Source organism: Haloferax chudinovii (genome assembly GCF_042663345.1).
Lineage (GTDB): Archaea > Halobacteriota > Halobacteria > Halobacteriales > Haloferacaceae > Haloferax > Haloferax chudinovii.
Genome location: NZ_JBHTAB010000012.1, coordinates 67,308 through 82,965 on the forward strand (window position 1 = coordinate 67,308; position 15,658 = coordinate 82,965).

A 15,658-nucleotide genomic window follows, 5' to 3' on the forward strand; every position below is an offset into this window, starting at 1 on the left:
CTTTCTGTTTCTGTTGCATGTTCGGCCCGGTCTCCGTTGCCGTCTCGCGCTTGTCGTCCGAGCGCGGCCACCGCGCGCACGTGACTGTGTGGTGGGGAGGCCAACGGTTCCAGCCAACTCTCGGGGGTCAGACGACCGAGAGAGCGACCGCAATCAACTATCGAGCAACCGACACGGACGACGAGACGGTCGTGAGGACGACGGCTACCGCATCCTCGACAGGTCAACGAGACGCAAGAACGGAGACCACGGCCGCCGAGACGAGTCAGACCGAGAGCCCGCGGACAGGCCACGGCTTCAGTCGCGAGTCGGCGACAGTGCCAGGTGGGAGCGTTATTCCCGACTGGTCGCGTTCGATTCGATCTCGATCTCTTTCGGCCCCGCGACGACCGTGTCGTTGTAGCTAATCGAGACGTTCGCGGCCCCGGTTCTCGGCGGTGCGAAGTCACAGGCGACGATACCGTCTTGGCCGACCGTCGTCAGACACCGCGAGAAATACGTGGTGCCCTCCTGTGACATCGTGAGATCGATGTCCATCTTAGTCTGTGGGGCGAGGTTGGTCTGCGCCGAGACGTTAAGCTTCGTGCCGGCCATGGTGGCCGAGAGGGCGTCCACCGACGGTTCGGCGACCGTGAACGCCTCGGTCAGTACGACCCGCTCCCCGTCAGCGTGGATATCGGTGTCGATTGCGACCGTCACGTTGTACGTCCCGGTTTCCAAGCGCGTGGAGTCGGCGACGACGTTGAGCGTGTCGGTCTCCGCGTCGTATACGACGTCGAACACCGCCTGTGGGGAGATGAGATTCATCTCGGAGCTCTCGACTCGGAGATCGACGCCGGGGCCCACGTTACCGAGCGCGTTCGGTGCGTATTCGATACTACTGCGTGCGGTCTCCCCTCCGAACGTCACCGAGACCTCGCTCGTCCCCTCCGTACGGGGGTTGACAACGTGGTATTCGAACAGCAACGTCTCGTTATCCGCTACCGAGACTGGCTCGTCGAACGCGACTGTCAGCCCGCCGCTGGACGTGACCTGATACCGATTGACGGCGGTCCTGAGCGACCGGTCGATCTCGCCGTCGGCATCCGTATCAATCCCGATGTGGTCGATCAGCCGCGAGCTGTGCAGGGACGGCGACGTCCCCCCGCGGTAGTTGACTTGGAGCGTTTGACTCGTCCGAACGTCCGTCTGCGGCGACCACTGTACAACGTGTGTCGTGTGCGCGCCCGTGGACGCGTTGCGCGCGAACACCGACTGCGTGCCGGGAGCAGGCCGTTGAAGGGAGCTTTCGAGCCCGCTCACACGGTACTGCACGACCGCGTCGTCGCCGACTGCGACAACGGGGGCGGACCCACCCTCGCGTGATCTATCGGCACAGTCGATGTTCGTGGGTTGCTGAGTGGCCGGCACCGAACACGCCGCGCTCCCCCGAACCGATGGGGGCTCAATCCAGAGACGGTCCGCAATCCGGGTCTGGCCGGCGGACGCGATGACGTTGTACCGCCCGGTCGGGAGCGTCGCTGGGGCGGTCGCGCTCGGCCGCGTGAGGACCGAAACAGTGTCGTTTGCGTCCGCCGCGCGGAAGGCGGCGTCGGGGTCATTCGCGTTTCGCGTGTCGAACACCACGGTGACAGCGCCGTCGCCGGAGCCGTCGGTCGCTGAGACGGTCGCCGAGAAGTCGCCCTCGGCAGATGCGATCTGGAGGCTGGCCTCGTCGGTGTTGTTGAGGACGAGCGTGCGCTTTACGAAATCGCCTTGCTGTTCGATTCGTTGGGCGTCCGCGAACCGCACCGATTCGTCTGTCGATTCCGACCCAGACACCGCGATTGCGCCGCCAGGAATCGCCGTCAGAACGAGAATCAACAAGAAAATAACAGAGAATGTTCGTATCGAGCGGGTCCGTGGACTCATACCCCAGACTATCTGGTCCGGCAGTAAGTACTTTCTGTCACAGTCACCACCCTCAAACGCCTGCAGGCGGCCCACAGGTCAGTTGAGAGTCCAATTTTTCGTTTGGGCTCCGTCATCGGTCAGGACGGGTCCCCGATAGCCGCCCGTTTGACGTGATTGGCCCTGTCTAACGTGAGATCTCTTGTTGATTCACCGACCGGTTTCCACAAAAGATATTAGTTGTGTGTCGCTACTGTTAGTAGAGATGTATACACAGGTTTTGCACCGAGCGTCTTGTCAAATCACTGCCCTCCTTCACACGTCTGAAACGCACTGATGTACAGGGACACACTTCGTTCTACGCTACTGACTCTCTGTCTCGTCTCCCTGTTGACTACCTCGATGGTCGCCCCAGTCGTCGCCCAGACCGCGAGTTCGGGGCAGGTGTACGGGTCACCCGATATCGACGTGTTCACATCGACAAGCGAGTTCGAACCCGGAACGCAGTCGGAACTCAGGCTCACACTCCGAAACAACGGCCAGATCGACCAGTCGGGTCCGGAACGCTACGAGAGTCGGGTGACGACCGCCCGCGGCGTCACGGTCGAAGCGATGTCGGGAAGCGCGCCCATCGAGATTAACACCGGCACTATCGGGGCCGGAAACGTCGCGACGGGCACTGTCGACCTTTCCCCGATCGATATCACGGTCTCCGAGAATGCGACCCCCGGAACGTATCGGATTCCGATCGAGGTGTCGTACACGTACACGCGACTCGTCGATTACGACCCGTCCGGCGCCGAGTACACGGATAACACGCGAACGAGGACCCAGTACGTAACGGTTCGCGTCCGTGATCAGCCGCGGTTCGAAGTCGTCGAGACATCAGCGACTGCACAGGTCGGGAACACTGGCGACCTCTCCGTGACGATCGAAAACACCGGCACCCGCGCGGCGACCGAAGCGAGCGTCACGGCGACCTCGCGGAGCGACGAGTTCGTGTTCGGGACGGGTTCGGAGAGTTCGACCGCCCAAGTCGGCCGCTGGGCCGTCGGCGAGCGTCGGACGGTCAATTACACGGTCTCGCTCGCGGAAGACGCAACGGTGCGCGGCTACACGGTTAATCTCGACGTCGACTACACCGATACGGACGGCATCGCTCGAACGTCGCGAACGCTGAACATCGGCGTCACCCCCGTTGAAGAACAGAGCTTCGCCCTCGAAAACGTCTCGACGAACCTTCGCGTCGGCGCTGACGGAACGGTCTCGGGAACGGTCGTCAACAACGGGCCGAAACGCGTCAACGATCCGGTGCTCCGGTTCGGTTCGAACAACCCGAACATCAACGTCGAGACCTCCGAGTACGCGCTCCCGGACCTCGAACCGGGCGACAGTACCACGTTCGAGTACGATGTCGGCGTTAGCGACGCCGCGAGCGCGAACGTCCAACAGCTCAACCTCACTGTGGAGTACCGCAACAGCCGTGGGAACATTCGCGTCAGCGATGGACTCACGACCAACGCCGAGATCGCGCCGCATCGGGACCGCTTTATCGTCGAGGTGGTCAACGACACGATTGAAGCCGGAAGCGGGACCGCACTCCGTGTCCGGGTCACCAACAACGGTGACGAGCCGCTCAGGAACATCGAAGCGCAGGCGTTCGTCCGAGACCCGCTCAGTAGCGACAACGACGAGGGAATCATCAGCGAACTCCAGCCGGGCGAATCCGATGAGTTCACCATCGCGCTGAGCGCCGGTGCCGGCGCGTTGCCGAAGCGCTATCCGGTCTCCTTCGACTTCCAGTACGAGATGCCGGACGGAGACACCGAAGTGTCGCAAACGTACACCGTGCCGATCGAGGTGATCGAGTCGGAGGGCGGCGGCCTCCCGATTGGGCTGATCGTCGGTGCGGTCGTCGTTATCGGCGTGCTCGGCGTGTTCGGCTGGCGGCGCTTCAACACGGATCAGTAACTAATGGACTTCCAGATCGATTACCAGCACTACATCGACGTTGTCGACGGTTGGATAGTCGACCAGCCGAAGACAGTGCTCCTCGCGTTCTTACTGCTTTCGGCGGGGTTCTCCGTCGGGCTCGGACAGTCTGGAACCTCGTCTGGAACCAGTCAGTTTACTGAAGACGTCGCCGCGTATCAGGCGTTCGAGGAGGTCAACGACAACTTCGAGCGGGTGGCGTTCGAAGAAGACACCGGTACGACACAGCTCATCCAATCCGGGACGAACGTCCTGTCGAAGCCCGAGCTACTCCGGATGCTCAAGGCGCAACAGCGGTTGCAAGCCAATCCCGAGCTATCGGTCGTACAGACGACGAGCGTCGCCCGCGCCGTGGCCAGAGCCATAGACCCATCGGCCACGACGCTCACCGAAGAGATCGACGCCGTCGAACAGGCGACGCCGACGGAAATCGACCGCGCAGTCCAAGTCGCCGTCGAACAGAACCCCGCGATTCGGTCGAGTCTCAGCGAGGACTTCAACGCGCGTTCCGCGTCGGCGTCCGCGACAATCGGCATCGTCACCCACTCGCTCACCGCGGAGGTGTCCGACTCGGCGGGGACGGGCGGAGAGAGCCCGCTTACGGACATCCAGCAACACGCCCAGTTCATCGTCGGCTCCGTCGGCGGGGATATTCGCGTCTTCGGCAGTGGCATCCTCTCCGAGGAGTTCGCCTCGGTCATCGGCGACTCACTCGCGCTCGTCGTGCCCGCGGCGGTCGTTCTGATCCTGTTCTTCTTGGTGTTCGCCTACCGCGACCCAATCGACCTCCTGATCGGGGTCGTCTCCCTCGCGATGGCCGTCCTCTGGACGTTCGGGTTTATGGGCCTCGCGGGAATCGCGTTCTCGCAGATGCTGATTGCGGTGCCGCCGCTCCTCCTCGCGGTCGGTATCGACTTCGGAATCCACGCGATCAATCGGTATCGCGAAGAGCGGACCCAGGGCTTCGGCATCCACGACTCGATGCGGACGGCGACTGACCAGCTTCTCGTCGCGTTCACTATCGTCACGGGGACGACCGTAATCGGCTTCGCGGCCAACGCATCGAGCGACCTCGGGCCGATTCGGGACTTCGGTATCGTCGCGGCCGTCGGAATCGTGTTCACCTTCTTCATCTTCGGCATCTTCCTGCCGGCGGCGAAGGTGTATCTGGACAGCCTCCGAGAGCAGGTCGGCTTCCCCGAGTTCGGGTCCGAGCCACTCGGTGCAGAAGATACGGTCCTCGGAAAGGTCCTCCCCGTTGGGATTCACATCGCTCGTATCGCCCCGAAGGCGTTTCTCGTCCTGCTTGTCGTGAGTACCGCGTGGATGGGGTACTACGGGTCGGGCGTCGAGAGTCGCTTCACGCAGGACTCGTTCCTCCCGCCGGAGGACAACCCCGAGTATCTCGAACTGTTCCCCCAACAACTGCAACCGCGTGACTACACGGTGACAGAGACCACGAACTTCCTCGAAGACAACTTCCAGACCGGTGAGGAAGACGTCACAACGGTGTACGTCAAGGGCTCGCTCACGGACGGTGGTACCTTAGAGTCCATCTGGCGGGCCGGGAACAACCCCCCTGACAGCTTCGTCGTCGACGACGGCCACGCGCGGGAGACGAGTATCATCACCGTCATCCAGAGCTACGCGGAGCGGGACCCCGAATTCGCGGCGCTCGTCGCTCGGAACGACCGCGACGCGAACGGCATCCCCGACGACAACCTCAAGCAGATCTACGACGAGCTCCTCGACTCGCCTGCGCGCGGTCAGGCGCTCAACTACATCACTGACGATTACACCTCCGCGCGCGTCGAGTACGCGGTCGAATCCGACGCCAGTCAGGCCGACGTGACCGAAGACACGCGCGCGGTCGCGGGCCGGTACCGCGTGGAAGCGACGGCCACCGGCAACGTCGTGATACTGAAGGCCGTCTCGGACGTCATCGCGCAGTCGGCGTTCATCAGCCTCGTGCTCGCGCTCGGCGGCTCCGCGGTCTTCCTCATCATCATCTATACCCTGCTCGAAGGCCGGCCCTCGCTCGGTGTGGTGAATCTGGTCCCGATTATCGTGACCGTCGCCGCCATCGCCGCGACGATGCGGTATCTCGACATCCCGTTCAACGTGATGACCGGGACGATTCTGTCGATAGGTATCGGTCTCGGAATCGACTACTCGGCGCACCTCGTCCACCGGTTCGCCGAGGAGTACGACGAGGACACGGACGTCTTCGTCGCGCTGACCGAGTCGGTGCGCGGGACCGGTGGTGCGCTCACCGGTAGTATGCTGACGACGGTGACCGGAATCGGCGTGCTCGTCATCGCGATTACGCCGATTCTCGGCCAGTTCGGGCTCCTGACCGGGCTCTCGATTCTGTACTCGTACGTGGCCTCGCTCGTCGTCTTACCGCCGGCGCTCGTCATCTGGGCGCGCTTCGTCCACGGCGAGAACGCAGAGACTGCCGGGACGGCGAGTGGCCCGGACGGCGCGGGCGGTGCGGCCTGAGTCTGTCGGCCGCCCCCTGTGAACGGCGGGGAGTCGCCTCAGCCGTTCGGTATTCGGCGGTCCGGTAGCCGACCGACGGCCGGAACGTCTGGCCGGAACGTCTCGACGCTCCCCCAACAACGCCCGCGCGCTCAGCCGAGGCAGACCGGGATTTTTTTCGCCCGGTGCGTAGCAGACCAGACTATCAATGAACGTGTTCTGCTTCGGAACGGGGAAGGCAGGGGGGAACGTCGTCGAGCAACTCCTCCGGTACGAGCGCCAGCTGAAGACGGATTTCATCGTCGGCGCGGCGGCGTGTGATACGACCGCCGCAGACCTCGACGCCTTAGAGCTGATTCCCGAGGACGCGCGCGTGCTGTTCGGCACGGCCGAAACCAACGGGAAAGGCTTCGAGGGCGACGCCGCCCGCGGTGCCGAGGCCGCCAAACGGGAGCACCGACAGCTCCTCGAACCGACCGACAGCGCACCGATTGCGGCGAGCGACGCCTTCGTCGTCTGCGCCGGTCTCGGCGGCGGGACCGGCGGCCCAACTGCCGCGGTCATCGCCGAGCGGCTCTCCGAACTGTACGACCAGCCGGTCTACGGGGTCGCCAGCTTCTCGACGTCGACGACGGACTCGCGGTGCGCTTCGAACACCCTGCGGTCGCTCCGGCAACTCGTGTCGGCGACGGACCACGTCTTCGGGTTCGACACCGCCTCGCGGGTCAAAGACGAAGACGAGCCCGTCTCCGAGGAGACGTACGACACGCTCGACGCGGAACTCGCACGCCGTCTCGGCACGCTCTTCGCGGCGGGCGAGGTCACGACCGCCGACGACGTCGGCGCGAGCGTCGTCGACGCCTCCGAGATTATGAACACGCTTCGCGGTGGGGGGCTCGCGACGCTCGGCTATTCCGAACGCCCACTCCCGGCGCGCGACACGAGCGTGGTGGGGCGTCTCAAGCGCCTCGTCGGCGACGACGCCGAATCGGTCGACCAGATCGACTCGCAGAGCCGAATCACGACGCAGACGCGAGAGGCCGTCCGCGGACAGCTGACGCTCCCCTGCGATATCGGGACGGCATCGAGAGGGTTGCTCGTGATTACTGGGCGGCCGGCGTGGCTCAACCGCGACGCGATAAGCCAAAACCAGGGCTGGCTCGAAGACCAGACCGGGAGCTTGGAGGTTCGCAACGGCGACGACCCGCGGCCGGACGCGGACGCCCTCAGCGTGTTAGTCGTCCTCGGCGGGGTCGCCCCGCCCGAGCGGCTGACCGCGCTCCAAGCCGTCGCGGACGGTGACGACCCGAACGACGCGTGAACGCACCACCCCCGTCGCTTCGACGAGCGGGCACATTGGGAACGCCGACGAGACGACACGAGACGGGTCGTCGACGCCGTGCGTTCGAGACTCGCGGCCCGGCCCAACGGAGAGACGGGCGGTCGACCCCAGTTAAAGACATCATTAAGTACACTTCGGCACTATTTACGGTAGGACCTCTGCGCTGACGATTTCAGAATTCATGACGTACTTCTCGGATTCAGCAGACGCTGATCGCCATCAGACACAACAGGCCATCCTCGAAGCGACCCACCAGATCTTACTCGAGTCCGGCTACAACGGGATTTCCATCTCGCGAATCGCCGACCGAGTCGGCATTAGCAAATCGGTCATCTACCATTACTACGATAACAAGGAGTCGTTACTGGCGGAACTCTTAGACGTCGTGCATCGACGGTTCCTCACGAAGATATTCGAACAGGAGGACACGACACCGCGCGAAGAGCTCGAACGGTTTCTGACCCTGTTCGTCGCCGCGCCGTCGCTGAGTTGCCAGTCAGAGGCCGAGCTGACACAGCTCGCGAAGACGTACGTCGAACTGCGAACGCAATCGATTTCGAACCCGGACTACCGCTCGGTTTTCACCGAGTCGGAAAACAGGGTCAAACGGCGGCTCACGGAGACGATCGAAGACGGAATCGAACGGGGCGAGTTCAAGCCCGTCAACCCGGAGCGAACGAGCGAACACATCCTCACGTTCGTCGCTGGGGTGCTGTTTCGGCAAGCGACGACCGACTCGGTCGACGGTGAACAGCTGAACGGCGAGATTCACGAGCTCCTCGCCGACCGGATTTACCTGAATTGAGGCGCTAAGGCCCCTTCCTCAAGGACCGAGGCGCGGAGCGCCGAGAGAATGGAATAGAATAGAATAGAATAGAATAGAGCGGGGTAGTTTACTCGTCTCTGAGCCACCGACGGCCGGTGAACAGGAGCGCGGTCACCACGAGCCCACCGAAGAAGCCGCTGAGCAGGAACGTCGACGAGTTCGAGGGGTCCGCACTACCGAGGTTCACGGTGAGCGCGTTCGCGCCCGAGGCGGTTGTCGACGAATCGAACTGGACCGACTGCGTCGCCCGGCCGGTCGTCTCGCCGACGTCGTACGTCGCGGCGACCGTTGCGGTGTCCGACGGCCGGCCGTTGACATCGACGACGACCGTCTCCGAGGTCGCGGCGTCGACCGACCGAAGCGAGGTCGTCGGCAGTTCCGACCGGTTCGACGTACCCGAGATCACGACGTTGTCGATGGGTGCGTTCCCGTGGTTGGTGACGCGATACCGAACGGCGACCGAGTCGTTCTCCTCGAAGGCGGTCGCATACACCGACACGTCGTCCCGAAGCGAGTCGACCTGCATGGTTTCGAACGCGTCGACGGTTTCGCCATCGTTGTAGCGGAGCGTCGCCTCGAGCGCCGTCTCGCCCGCCGCCGACGGTTCGACCGTGAACTCGTAGGTCGTCGAGTTCTCCGCGGCGAGGACCGGCGTGAGCGCGGTCCGGCTCTGCATCTCGCCGGTCACCGAGTCGAGTCGGAGCGACAGGTCCGTCAGCGCCGCGTCGTCGCCGTTCGACACCGTGACGGCGACGGTGGTCTCGGTCTCGGCGACCGCTTTATCGGTCTCGATGTGGACCCGCGGCGGAACCGTCGTCGACGTGCTCGGTTCCGAGACCGTGACGAACACCGGATGCTTGAGGTGGACGATGTCCGACGTCGCACCATCGGAGTCGTAATAGCGACCGCGCACGTGTACGGTCAGTCGCTTGTCACCGGCGGTGGCAAAGCGCGCGCTCAGCGGCACTTCGGCGGTGTCGCCAGCGCCGAGCACGCCGAGTTGGTTCGCCTCGCTGTGTTTCGTTCCAGACTGGTCCTCCACCGTCACCTCCGTGACTTCGAAACTGCCGCTCCCCGAACTGGAGTGACTAATTGTCGGAGTTAGTATAATACGGTCGCCGGTTTCCGGTTCGTCGTCGGATACGGTCACCCCGGTTACTGCGGTATGCGCGGGCGACGCCACCGCACCCCCCACGGCGCTTCCAACTGTGAGTAAACAGATAATCGTCACTAATCCAACTACTACACCGTCCTTCGGGCCGAATTTCGATGTCATGCAAGCTTTAGGCTCGCCTAAATAAATAAAAATGCACCGGTTTTTAGGTTAGCCTAATACTCGGGGGAAGGGAAGTCAGCGGCAGGATTAGAGAGTGATGACTATTTGACATTCCGCGCGGTCTCAGCGTCAGCGACGGGGCTCCGTCCGAAAGGAGCCTCAGGGGGAGAGTCGGCCGGTTCGCCACTCCCAGACCAGTTCTGTCCCCATCCAGACGAGCAACCAGACGGTTACGAGGACGAAGACGAGGGCGGTAATCGACAACTGCTGGAACGGTCGCGTAACCGCGAGCAAGAGCGGATAGAACAAAAGCAGTACCCCAGCTACGGTACCGAGACCGATCAGGCTACAGACGAACCGCTCGGTCGGGTCGATCTCCGCGGGTTGGGTCACTTGCTGTATCGGTTGGTCGTCGTCGGGTGCCGACCCGGGCCGGTTGTACATCTGTGTGTTCCCCCACCAGTATACTACATCAACAATCATTATAAAAGTAGCGTCGGCGACGACACGACAACTAATGAATAGTTGTCTGACGGAATCTTGATTAGCGTCGTCAGAGTGGACAGTATGATGCCACTGTCAAATTCGCCGGACGAATCGACAGCCGACCGGAAACAGTCCGACGCTCGCGGCGGCGTCACACGCCGACGGGTGTTGCAAGCGTCCGCCGGAACGGGTGCGCTCCTCCTGGCCTCGGGAACAGCCGCCGCCAACGGCAAAGGCGGTCAAGCGATCGTCAAGGAAGACGAGTACTACCCGGACGAGTCGTTCGTCATCCTCGAAGCCGAATCCTGCGATAACCAGACGCCGGACGGCTCCTGTCGCGACGACCCGCTTCCGTTCCGGTGTGAGGGTCAAGGCGGACGGTTCCCCCCGGGCAAAGGCGGCGCGCTTCCGTTCCCGTGGTGGAACTTCAAATACGAGAGCGGCCCGCTCGAAGGGGAACTGCTTCGAATCTACACGCGGGACAACAGCATCGACACCGACAGCACCTATCGCTGGACGCGGAAGAAGAAAGACTGCCCCGAAACGCCCGACTACTACCAAGTCGGGTTCGCTCGCGACTAGTCCCCGCTCGGGGCGCTCGGAGACGCGAACCCCGTCTGTCGACGAGACGCATCCGTGCGGCCGAGACCCGCCGCTTCGCCGTGGCGTGGGCGACGGCCGTCACCAACAACACAACACCTCCCGAACCGAAACCGCCGAGACGACAGTACACGGCGGTAGCCCGCCTAGAAACACTTTTTAGCATCAGATTAGATAGAGAACATGATGACTGGCATGAGTGAGTCCGTCTGTCGTGGTGTCCAGACAGTACCCGCGGTGCGAACGACTGACGCGAGTTATATCCGAACCGATGAGTGAGCAGTCGACGTACGTCGAACAGACCAAAGTCCACTTACACAAAGCGCTCCAAACCGAGGACCCCGACGAGAAGAACTTCCATCTCCGGAACGCGCTTCAGCTCTGTGCGTGTGACGACCTGTCCGACCGACCCGGACAGAGCGACGCCGACTGACGTTCTTCTCGCCGACTCGGTTCCGGACGCTTGCGGTCGTACGTAGAGACGGGGAGCCGAGCCGACCGGTGATTCGTCTCGCGTTGCGGAACCAGTCGTCTCGGCGGTTCGAATCATCGTCTCTGAATGTTGTATGTTTCGAATATAGTCATATTTCCGATATGAGTTATGTTTATTCAGGCCTGTGTGTTCACTCAGTTAGTTGTATTTCTAGAATGGTAACACGTAGATGGCGCTGTTCTTCTCCAGTTTTTCGCATGCGGTTTCGATATCGTTCGGTTTCGTGCTGACGCTCGTTCAGTCGGCTTTCAATTTTGCTAGTTGGATAGAATATGTGTGTATCTGATTATTTGCGCGTCCGAGCGCTTTCGCTCGTGGTCCTCGGCCGGTTCGCCGGTCGCTCTCGTATCCCCTCGGAAAGGCCGTCTTCCACCTCCGGCGGGCCGGCCGGCGTCACGGAAAGCCGCGCGACAGTCGACGCCGTCACGAGCGACTCGAGAGTCGAAACGTGCCGTCCGGGGATGGCTGTCTCGACAGTTCGGTCGCGAATCACGACCGGTCGTGGCTCCGTGCCCGCACCGCACAGACCACCGAAAGAGCGTCCGTTCTGTGTGACAGTCCCTCAATCTGGTTTTAATACCGTCCCCGCCAAACGTGCAGGTAAGCCCTACAGGCGGCTCGCATGCAGTCGACAGGCGTCGCACCCGATGCCGCGTTTCGACTGTCTTCACCAATCGATTGCCACCCACCTGTCCGGGCGCAGGAAATTCCAATGCAACTCACAAGCCTCTTCAACGACGACTCCGCCGTCTCGCCGGTCATCGGCGTGATTCTGATGGTCGCGATTACCGTCATCCTCGCGGCCGTCATCGGCACGTTCGTCCTCGGCCTCGGCGACCAAGTCAGCGAAACGTCGCCGCAAGCGAGTTTCAGTTTCGACTACACCAATACGTCAGGAGATCTCACGATCACCCACGAAAGCGGGACCTCGATTGACGCAGACCGCGTCTCGATCTCGGGCCCTGTGGGTACCAACGGAGATACCTGGGCGGACATCGACGGGTCGGCAACTGAAATCTCTGCAGGGAGTTCGATTACAGTCACTGCGAACGACAGCTCGTTCGCCTCCGGTGAAACCGTCCGCGTCATCTGGACGTCCGAATCCGGCTCCAGCTCTTCGACGCTTCAGAGCTGGACGTACAACGGCTGACCGAACGTCTCCTTACGACTTTTTTGCGAGCGTGTCGACGGCCAGTGACAGTAGATAAATAAAACAGCCATATGTTCGTTAGTGCTGTGGTCCCAGACACACCGTTACGTCTCGGGATACCACTCCCGACCCACCGCCGTCAGGCGGGCGTATCGCACGCAACGCACATCCACGGCTCAGTGCGAATTCGGTCGAGGTTACCTCACAGCCCCAGCGTCACAGCGCGTGTACACCCTCGAACCGTCCCGAATAGTCGTGGAACTGGAAACACATGACGGCGCTCGGTGACGTATTGGAGGAATCCACGATGGAACTCCTTGGTCCGTGGGCTTCCGCTATGGAGATCTCATAAGACCTAGGATTTCCTCTGATTCGTAAGAGGCCAAACGCTTTATGCATGTGGTTTCGTCTATCTGATAGTACGCGTCAACTCGGAGTGTGTACGCTTTCCGCCTCTCGCAGACACACCCGATAGCGACACGGAGGAATCCAGTACATGAGCACGAAACCCCAATCAGAATCCCCCGTCGACGCTCCACAGCAGGGAGCGACGAACGGGCAGTCTGCCTCGGACATCCGCCTGAGCGGTGACGAGCTACTGCTGTCCGCGGACAGCGATATCGCGCCCACGCTCTCGGTCGTGATGCCCACCCTCAACGAAGAAGGGGGCATCGCCCAGTGTATCGAGTGGGTCAAAGCCGCCCTCGAAGACCTGCAAGTCTACGGCGAGGTCGTCGTCGCCGACAGTTCGACCGACCGCACGCCCGAGATTGCAGAAGAGAATGGCGCTATCGTCATCGAACCCGACGACAAGGGCTACGGCTACGCGTATTTGTACGCGTTCGAGCGCGCCCGCGGTGACTTCATCGCCATGGGCGACGCCGACTGCACCTACGACTTCAAAGAGCTCCCCAAGCTGTTAGATATGGTTCGGGCGGGCGAGGCCGACATGGCCATGGGGTCGCGCCTGGAGGGCGAGATTCTCCCCGGCTCGATGCCGCCGCTACACGAACACGTCGGCAACCCGCTGTTGACGAAGTTCTTGAACGTGTTCTACGGCGCTGGCGTGAGTGACGCCCACTCGGGGATGCGCGTGTTTAGTCGCGACGCCTGGGAGACCATGGACTGCTCGTCGAGCGGCATGGAGTTCGCCAGCGAGATGATTATGGAAGCCGGCGCGAAGGACCTCGAGATTGCCGAGAAGCCGATTACGTATCATCCCCGCGAGGGTGAGGCGAACCTAGAGAGTTTCCCCGATGGCTGGCGACACGTTCGGTTTATGTTGGTGAACGCGCCGGGGTATCTGTTTTCGGCTCCCGGGTTCGGGTTGTCCGTGATTGGTGTGTTGGCGCTGGTGTTGGCGTGGAGTGGCATCGAGATTGGGAGTGCGTCGTTCGGGATTCACACCGGGATTGGCGGTGGGCTACTGACGCTTGCCGGGTTTCAGTTGATGCTGTTCGGAGCCTTTTCGACGGTGTCTTCGGACCCGGTTCGTGGTGCGTCGGATCCGTTTACGACGTGGTTTACGAAGCGGATTTCGCTCGAGCGAGGGGCGACGATTGGGTCTGTGGTGTTTCTGGCTGGGTTGGCCTACGGTGGGGTCCTGGCAGTGACGTGGGTGACCAGTGGGTTCAGTGCGTTGCCCATTGCTGTTGCCGACGTGGTTGCGACCGTGGCCGTCGTGGTTGGCCTGCAGATGGTGTTCGGGTCGTTCCTGCTGGGGTCGGTCGAAAACTCGAGTTAATCCAACGCAGTCTGATTTGGCCTTATCTCTACTCTCGCATTTAATATATTTCAAATTATCTAGAAAGTTAATAAAAATCCATTAGACGTTGATGACTCGGAGTCACTTGTGATCAGAACAATAATGCATTCACGCACCCCTTAGACTGGAAATGTCGGATTAGATACTATAGGGAGGTTGCGTAAAAAGAGGTCTGTTGAAATCCTCATCACGTCTGGCGATTTACTGAGGAATTTTTCCAATCGCTCTTGTGAAGGAATTGTTGGTGAGTCAGAGAACTGCTCGAACGATATCTTGGAGTGCCTCTCGACCCGGTTTTCGAAGGATTTGTCGTCGAAGCTGGAGCGGTCTGAGATACGCTGTCAGTTTGTCTTTTGAGACGCCTCGATGCGGCGAGAGCCACCGTCGCGCCAGCGACGCGTGGCTCTCGCAGGTGTTCACGTGCGCGTCTCCATCGACGTACTCACCGTCACCGTGAATCACTGATTCTCGGTGGAAGTTCTCGTCGTCTTCTAGCGGGTCGTAGGCTCGAAATCCGTCGGTGTAGACTGTCAGCGACTCCTTCTCGTGGTTTTCGAGAAGGAGTCGCACGGTCGATTCGTCGGCGGATTTCGCGGGCATGACGTATCGTTTACTGCTGCCGCGATCAACGAGCGTGAACACCGGCGGTTTGTCCTCCTCGTACGTTCCTCGTCCGCGTTTCGAAAGGCCACGCGAGCGCGACAGGTGGTCGCGCTCGCGCCCTTTCTTGCCAGCAGAGACGTAGAACTCGTCAATCTCGACCGGGCCAACAAGCGAGATAGCAGGCGCGTCGAGCGTTCTGGCGAACTGCTCGACGCGCCGATGCAGCGACCGGTAGGAAACGTCGATTTCAGCGCCTAATTGACGGATACTCGTATTGAACCGAACGAACGAGTAGAACGCGAACAAGAGCTTGTCAAGGCCGATTTTCGCGTGCGCGAAAATCGTGCCGGTCTTGTCGTTGAACGTTCGGTCGCAATCCTTACAGAGATACCGCTGATACTGTCGATAGCTGCCGTGTTTGATCACCGACTCAGACCGGCAGCGCGGGCACTGGAGGCCTTCGCGCCAGCGAACCTGCTGGAGCAGGTTCGCGGCGCTCGCCTCCGAGCTTAACAGTTCAAATGGGAACATATCGGGTGACGCGAACGCATCACCCTTGCCCGCTACGCTTTCACAGCACCAACTATCCTCGACCAACAACCTGCTTCACAAGAGCGTTTCCAATAGTATCCACGGAAACTCATGTGAAGAGCGATCTCTTCAGTGTCAAATGACCTCAACAGAGCCAAAAAACCAAATACAGTCGTACTACTTGAATTTTTGGTAGCTAAATAGACATCAGCGGCAACAACGT

12 protein-coding genes are annotated in these 15,658 nt (G+C 61.3%); 8 read left to right on the forward strand and 4 right to left on the reverse strand.

The window, feature by feature from the left end; all coding sequences use genetic code 11:
* Positions 1–333: 333 nt before the first annotated feature.
* Positions 334–1,866: a DUF7827 domain-containing protein gene (locus tag ACFQI8_RS17445; RefSeq protein ID WP_390247051.1), complete on the reverse strand. Its 1,533-nt coding sequence runs from the start codon at positions 1,864–1,866 to the stop codon at positions 334–336.
* A gap of 426 nt (positions 1,867–2,292) precedes the next feature.
* Here ACFQI8_RS17445 and ACFQI8_RS17450 point away from each other — a divergent pair, with 426 nt between their 5' ends.
* The 4 genes from ACFQI8_RS17450 (at position 2,293) to ACFQI8_RS17465 (ending at position 8,510) form a co-directional block, all read left to right on the forward strand.
* Positions 2,293–3,861 carry a COG1361 S-layer family protein gene (locus tag ACFQI8_RS17450; protein ID WP_390247053.1) on the forward strand — a complete coding sequence of 523 codons (1,569 nt, stop codon included), beginning with the start codon at positions 2,293–2,295 and terminating at the stop codon, positions 3,859–3,861.
* A 3-nt stretch (positions 3,862–3,864) separates the two neighbouring features.
* A complete protein-coding gene (locus tag ACFQI8_RS17455; RefSeq protein ID WP_390247055.1) occupies positions 3,865–6,384 on the forward strand; it encodes an efflux RND transporter permease subunit in 2,520 nt (839 codons plus the stop codon).
* A gap of 187 nt (positions 6,385–6,571) precedes the next feature.
* Positions 6,572–7,684 (forward strand): tubulin/FtsZ family protein, encoded by a 1,113-nt coding sequence (locus tag ACFQI8_RS17460; protein ID WP_390247057.1) that lies wholly within the window; start codon positions 6,572–6,574, stop codon positions 7,682–7,684.
* Between the two features lie 202 nt (positions 7,685–7,886).
* Positions 7,887–8,510, forward strand: a complete 624-nt coding sequence (locus ACFQI8_RS17465) for a TetR/AcrR family transcriptional regulator (RefSeq protein WP_390247059.1) — start codon at positions 7,887–7,889, stop codon at positions 8,508–8,510.
* An 88-nt stretch (positions 8,511–8,598) separates the two neighbouring features.
* Here ACFQI8_RS17465 and ACFQI8_RS17470 read toward each other — a convergent pair whose 3' ends face one another.
* Both ACFQI8_RS17470 and ACFQI8_RS17475 read right to left on the reverse strand, forming a co-directional pair.
* Positions 8,599–9,573: a COG1361 family protein gene (locus tag ACFQI8_RS17470; protein WP_390247061.1), complete on the reverse strand. Its 975-nt coding sequence runs from the start codon at positions 9,571–9,573 to the stop codon at positions 8,599–8,601.
* Positions 9,574–9,966: 393 nt separating this feature from the next.
* The gene (locus tag ACFQI8_RS17475; protein ID WP_390247063.1) at positions 9,967–10,251 is read right to left on the reverse strand and encodes a hypothetical protein; all 285 of its coding nucleotides are present in this window, start codon (positions 10,249–10,251) and stop codon (positions 9,967–9,969) included.
* Positions 10,252–10,377: 126 nt separating this feature from the next.
* On the opposite strand from ACFQI8_RS17475, the gene ACFQI8_RS17480 reads away from it, so the two are divergent.
* From ACFQI8_RS17480 to ACFQI8_RS17495, 4 genes are all read left to right on the forward strand, one after another.
* The gene (locus ACFQI8_RS17480; RefSeq protein ID WP_390247065.1) at positions 10,378–10,875 is read left to right on the forward strand and encodes a hypothetical protein; all 498 of its coding nucleotides are present in this window, start codon (positions 10,378–10,380) and stop codon (positions 10,873–10,875) included.
* 289 nt (positions 10,876–11,164) lie between these two features.
* Positions 11,165–11,326, forward strand: a complete 162-nt coding sequence (locus tag ACFQI8_RS17485) for a hypothetical protein (RefSeq protein WP_390247067.1) — start codon at positions 11,165–11,167, stop codon at positions 11,324–11,326.
* Between the two features lie 772 nt (positions 11,327–12,098).
* On the forward strand, positions 12,099–12,536 hold the full coding sequence (locus ACFQI8_RS17490) for a type IV pilin domain-containing protein (protein WP_390247069.1): 438 nt from the start codon (positions 12,099–12,101) through the stop codon (positions 12,534–12,536).
* A 496-nt stretch (positions 12,537–13,032) separates the two neighbouring features.
* Entirely contained in the window at positions 13,033–14,280 is a 1,248-nt protein-coding gene (locus tag ACFQI8_RS17495; protein ID WP_390247071.1) for a glycosyltransferase family 2 protein, read from the forward strand.
* 270 nt (positions 14,281–14,550) lie between these two features.
* On the opposite strand, the gene ACFQI8_RS17500 is transcribed toward ACFQI8_RS17495, so the two are convergent.
* Positions 14,551–15,435 carry an IS1595 family transposase gene (locus ACFQI8_RS17500; protein WP_390247124.1) on the reverse strand — a complete coding sequence of 295 codons (885 nt, stop codon included), beginning with the start codon at positions 15,433–15,435 and terminating at the stop codon, positions 14,551–14,553.
* Positions 15,436–15,658: the final 223 nt, after the last annotated feature.

What these genes read in the sequence shown, in the direction of transcription:
- ACFQI8_RS17495 (WP_390247071.1), top strand. Translation starts at nt 13,033, where the DNA reads ATGAGCACGAAACCCCAATCAGAATCCCCCGTCGACGCTCCACAGCAG.
- ACFQI8_RS17460 (WP_390247057.1), top strand. Translation starts at nt 6,572, where the DNA reads ATGAACGTGTTCTGCTTCGGAACGGGGAAGGCAGGGGGGAACGTCGTC.
- ACFQI8_RS17485 (WP_390247067.1), top strand. Translation starts at nt 11,165, where the DNA reads ATGAGTGAGCAGTCGACGTACGTCGAACAGACCAAAGTCCACTTACAC.
- ACFQI8_RS17490 (WP_390247069.1), top strand. Translation starts at nt 12,099, where the DNA reads ATGCAACTCACAAGCCTCTTCAACGACGACTCCGCCGTCTCGCCGGTC.
- ACFQI8_RS17465 (WP_390247059.1), top strand. Translation starts at nt 7,887, where the DNA reads ATGACGTACTTCTCGGATTCAGCAGACGCTGATCGCCATCAGACACAA.
- ACFQI8_RS17480 (WP_390247065.1), top strand. Translation starts at nt 10,378, where the DNA reads ATGCCACTGTCAAATTCGCCGGACGAATCGACAGCCGACCGGAAACAG.
- ACFQI8_RS17455 (WP_390247055.1), top strand. Translation starts at nt 3,865, where the DNA reads ATGGACTTCCAGATCGATTACCAGCACTACATCGACGTTGTCGACGGT.
- ACFQI8_RS17450 (WP_390247053.1), top strand. Translation starts at nt 2,293, where the DNA reads ATGGTCGCCCCAGTCGTCGCCCAGACCGCGAGTTCGGGGCAGGTGTAC.
- ACFQI8_RS17500 (WP_390247124.1), bottom strand. Translation starts at nt 15,435, where the DNA reads ATGTTCCCATTTGAACTGTTAAGCTCGGAGGCGAGCGCCGCGAACCTG.
- ACFQI8_RS17475 (WP_390247063.1), bottom strand. Translation starts at nt 10,251, where the DNA reads ATGTACAACCGGCCCGGGTCGGCACCCGACGACGACCAACCGATACAG.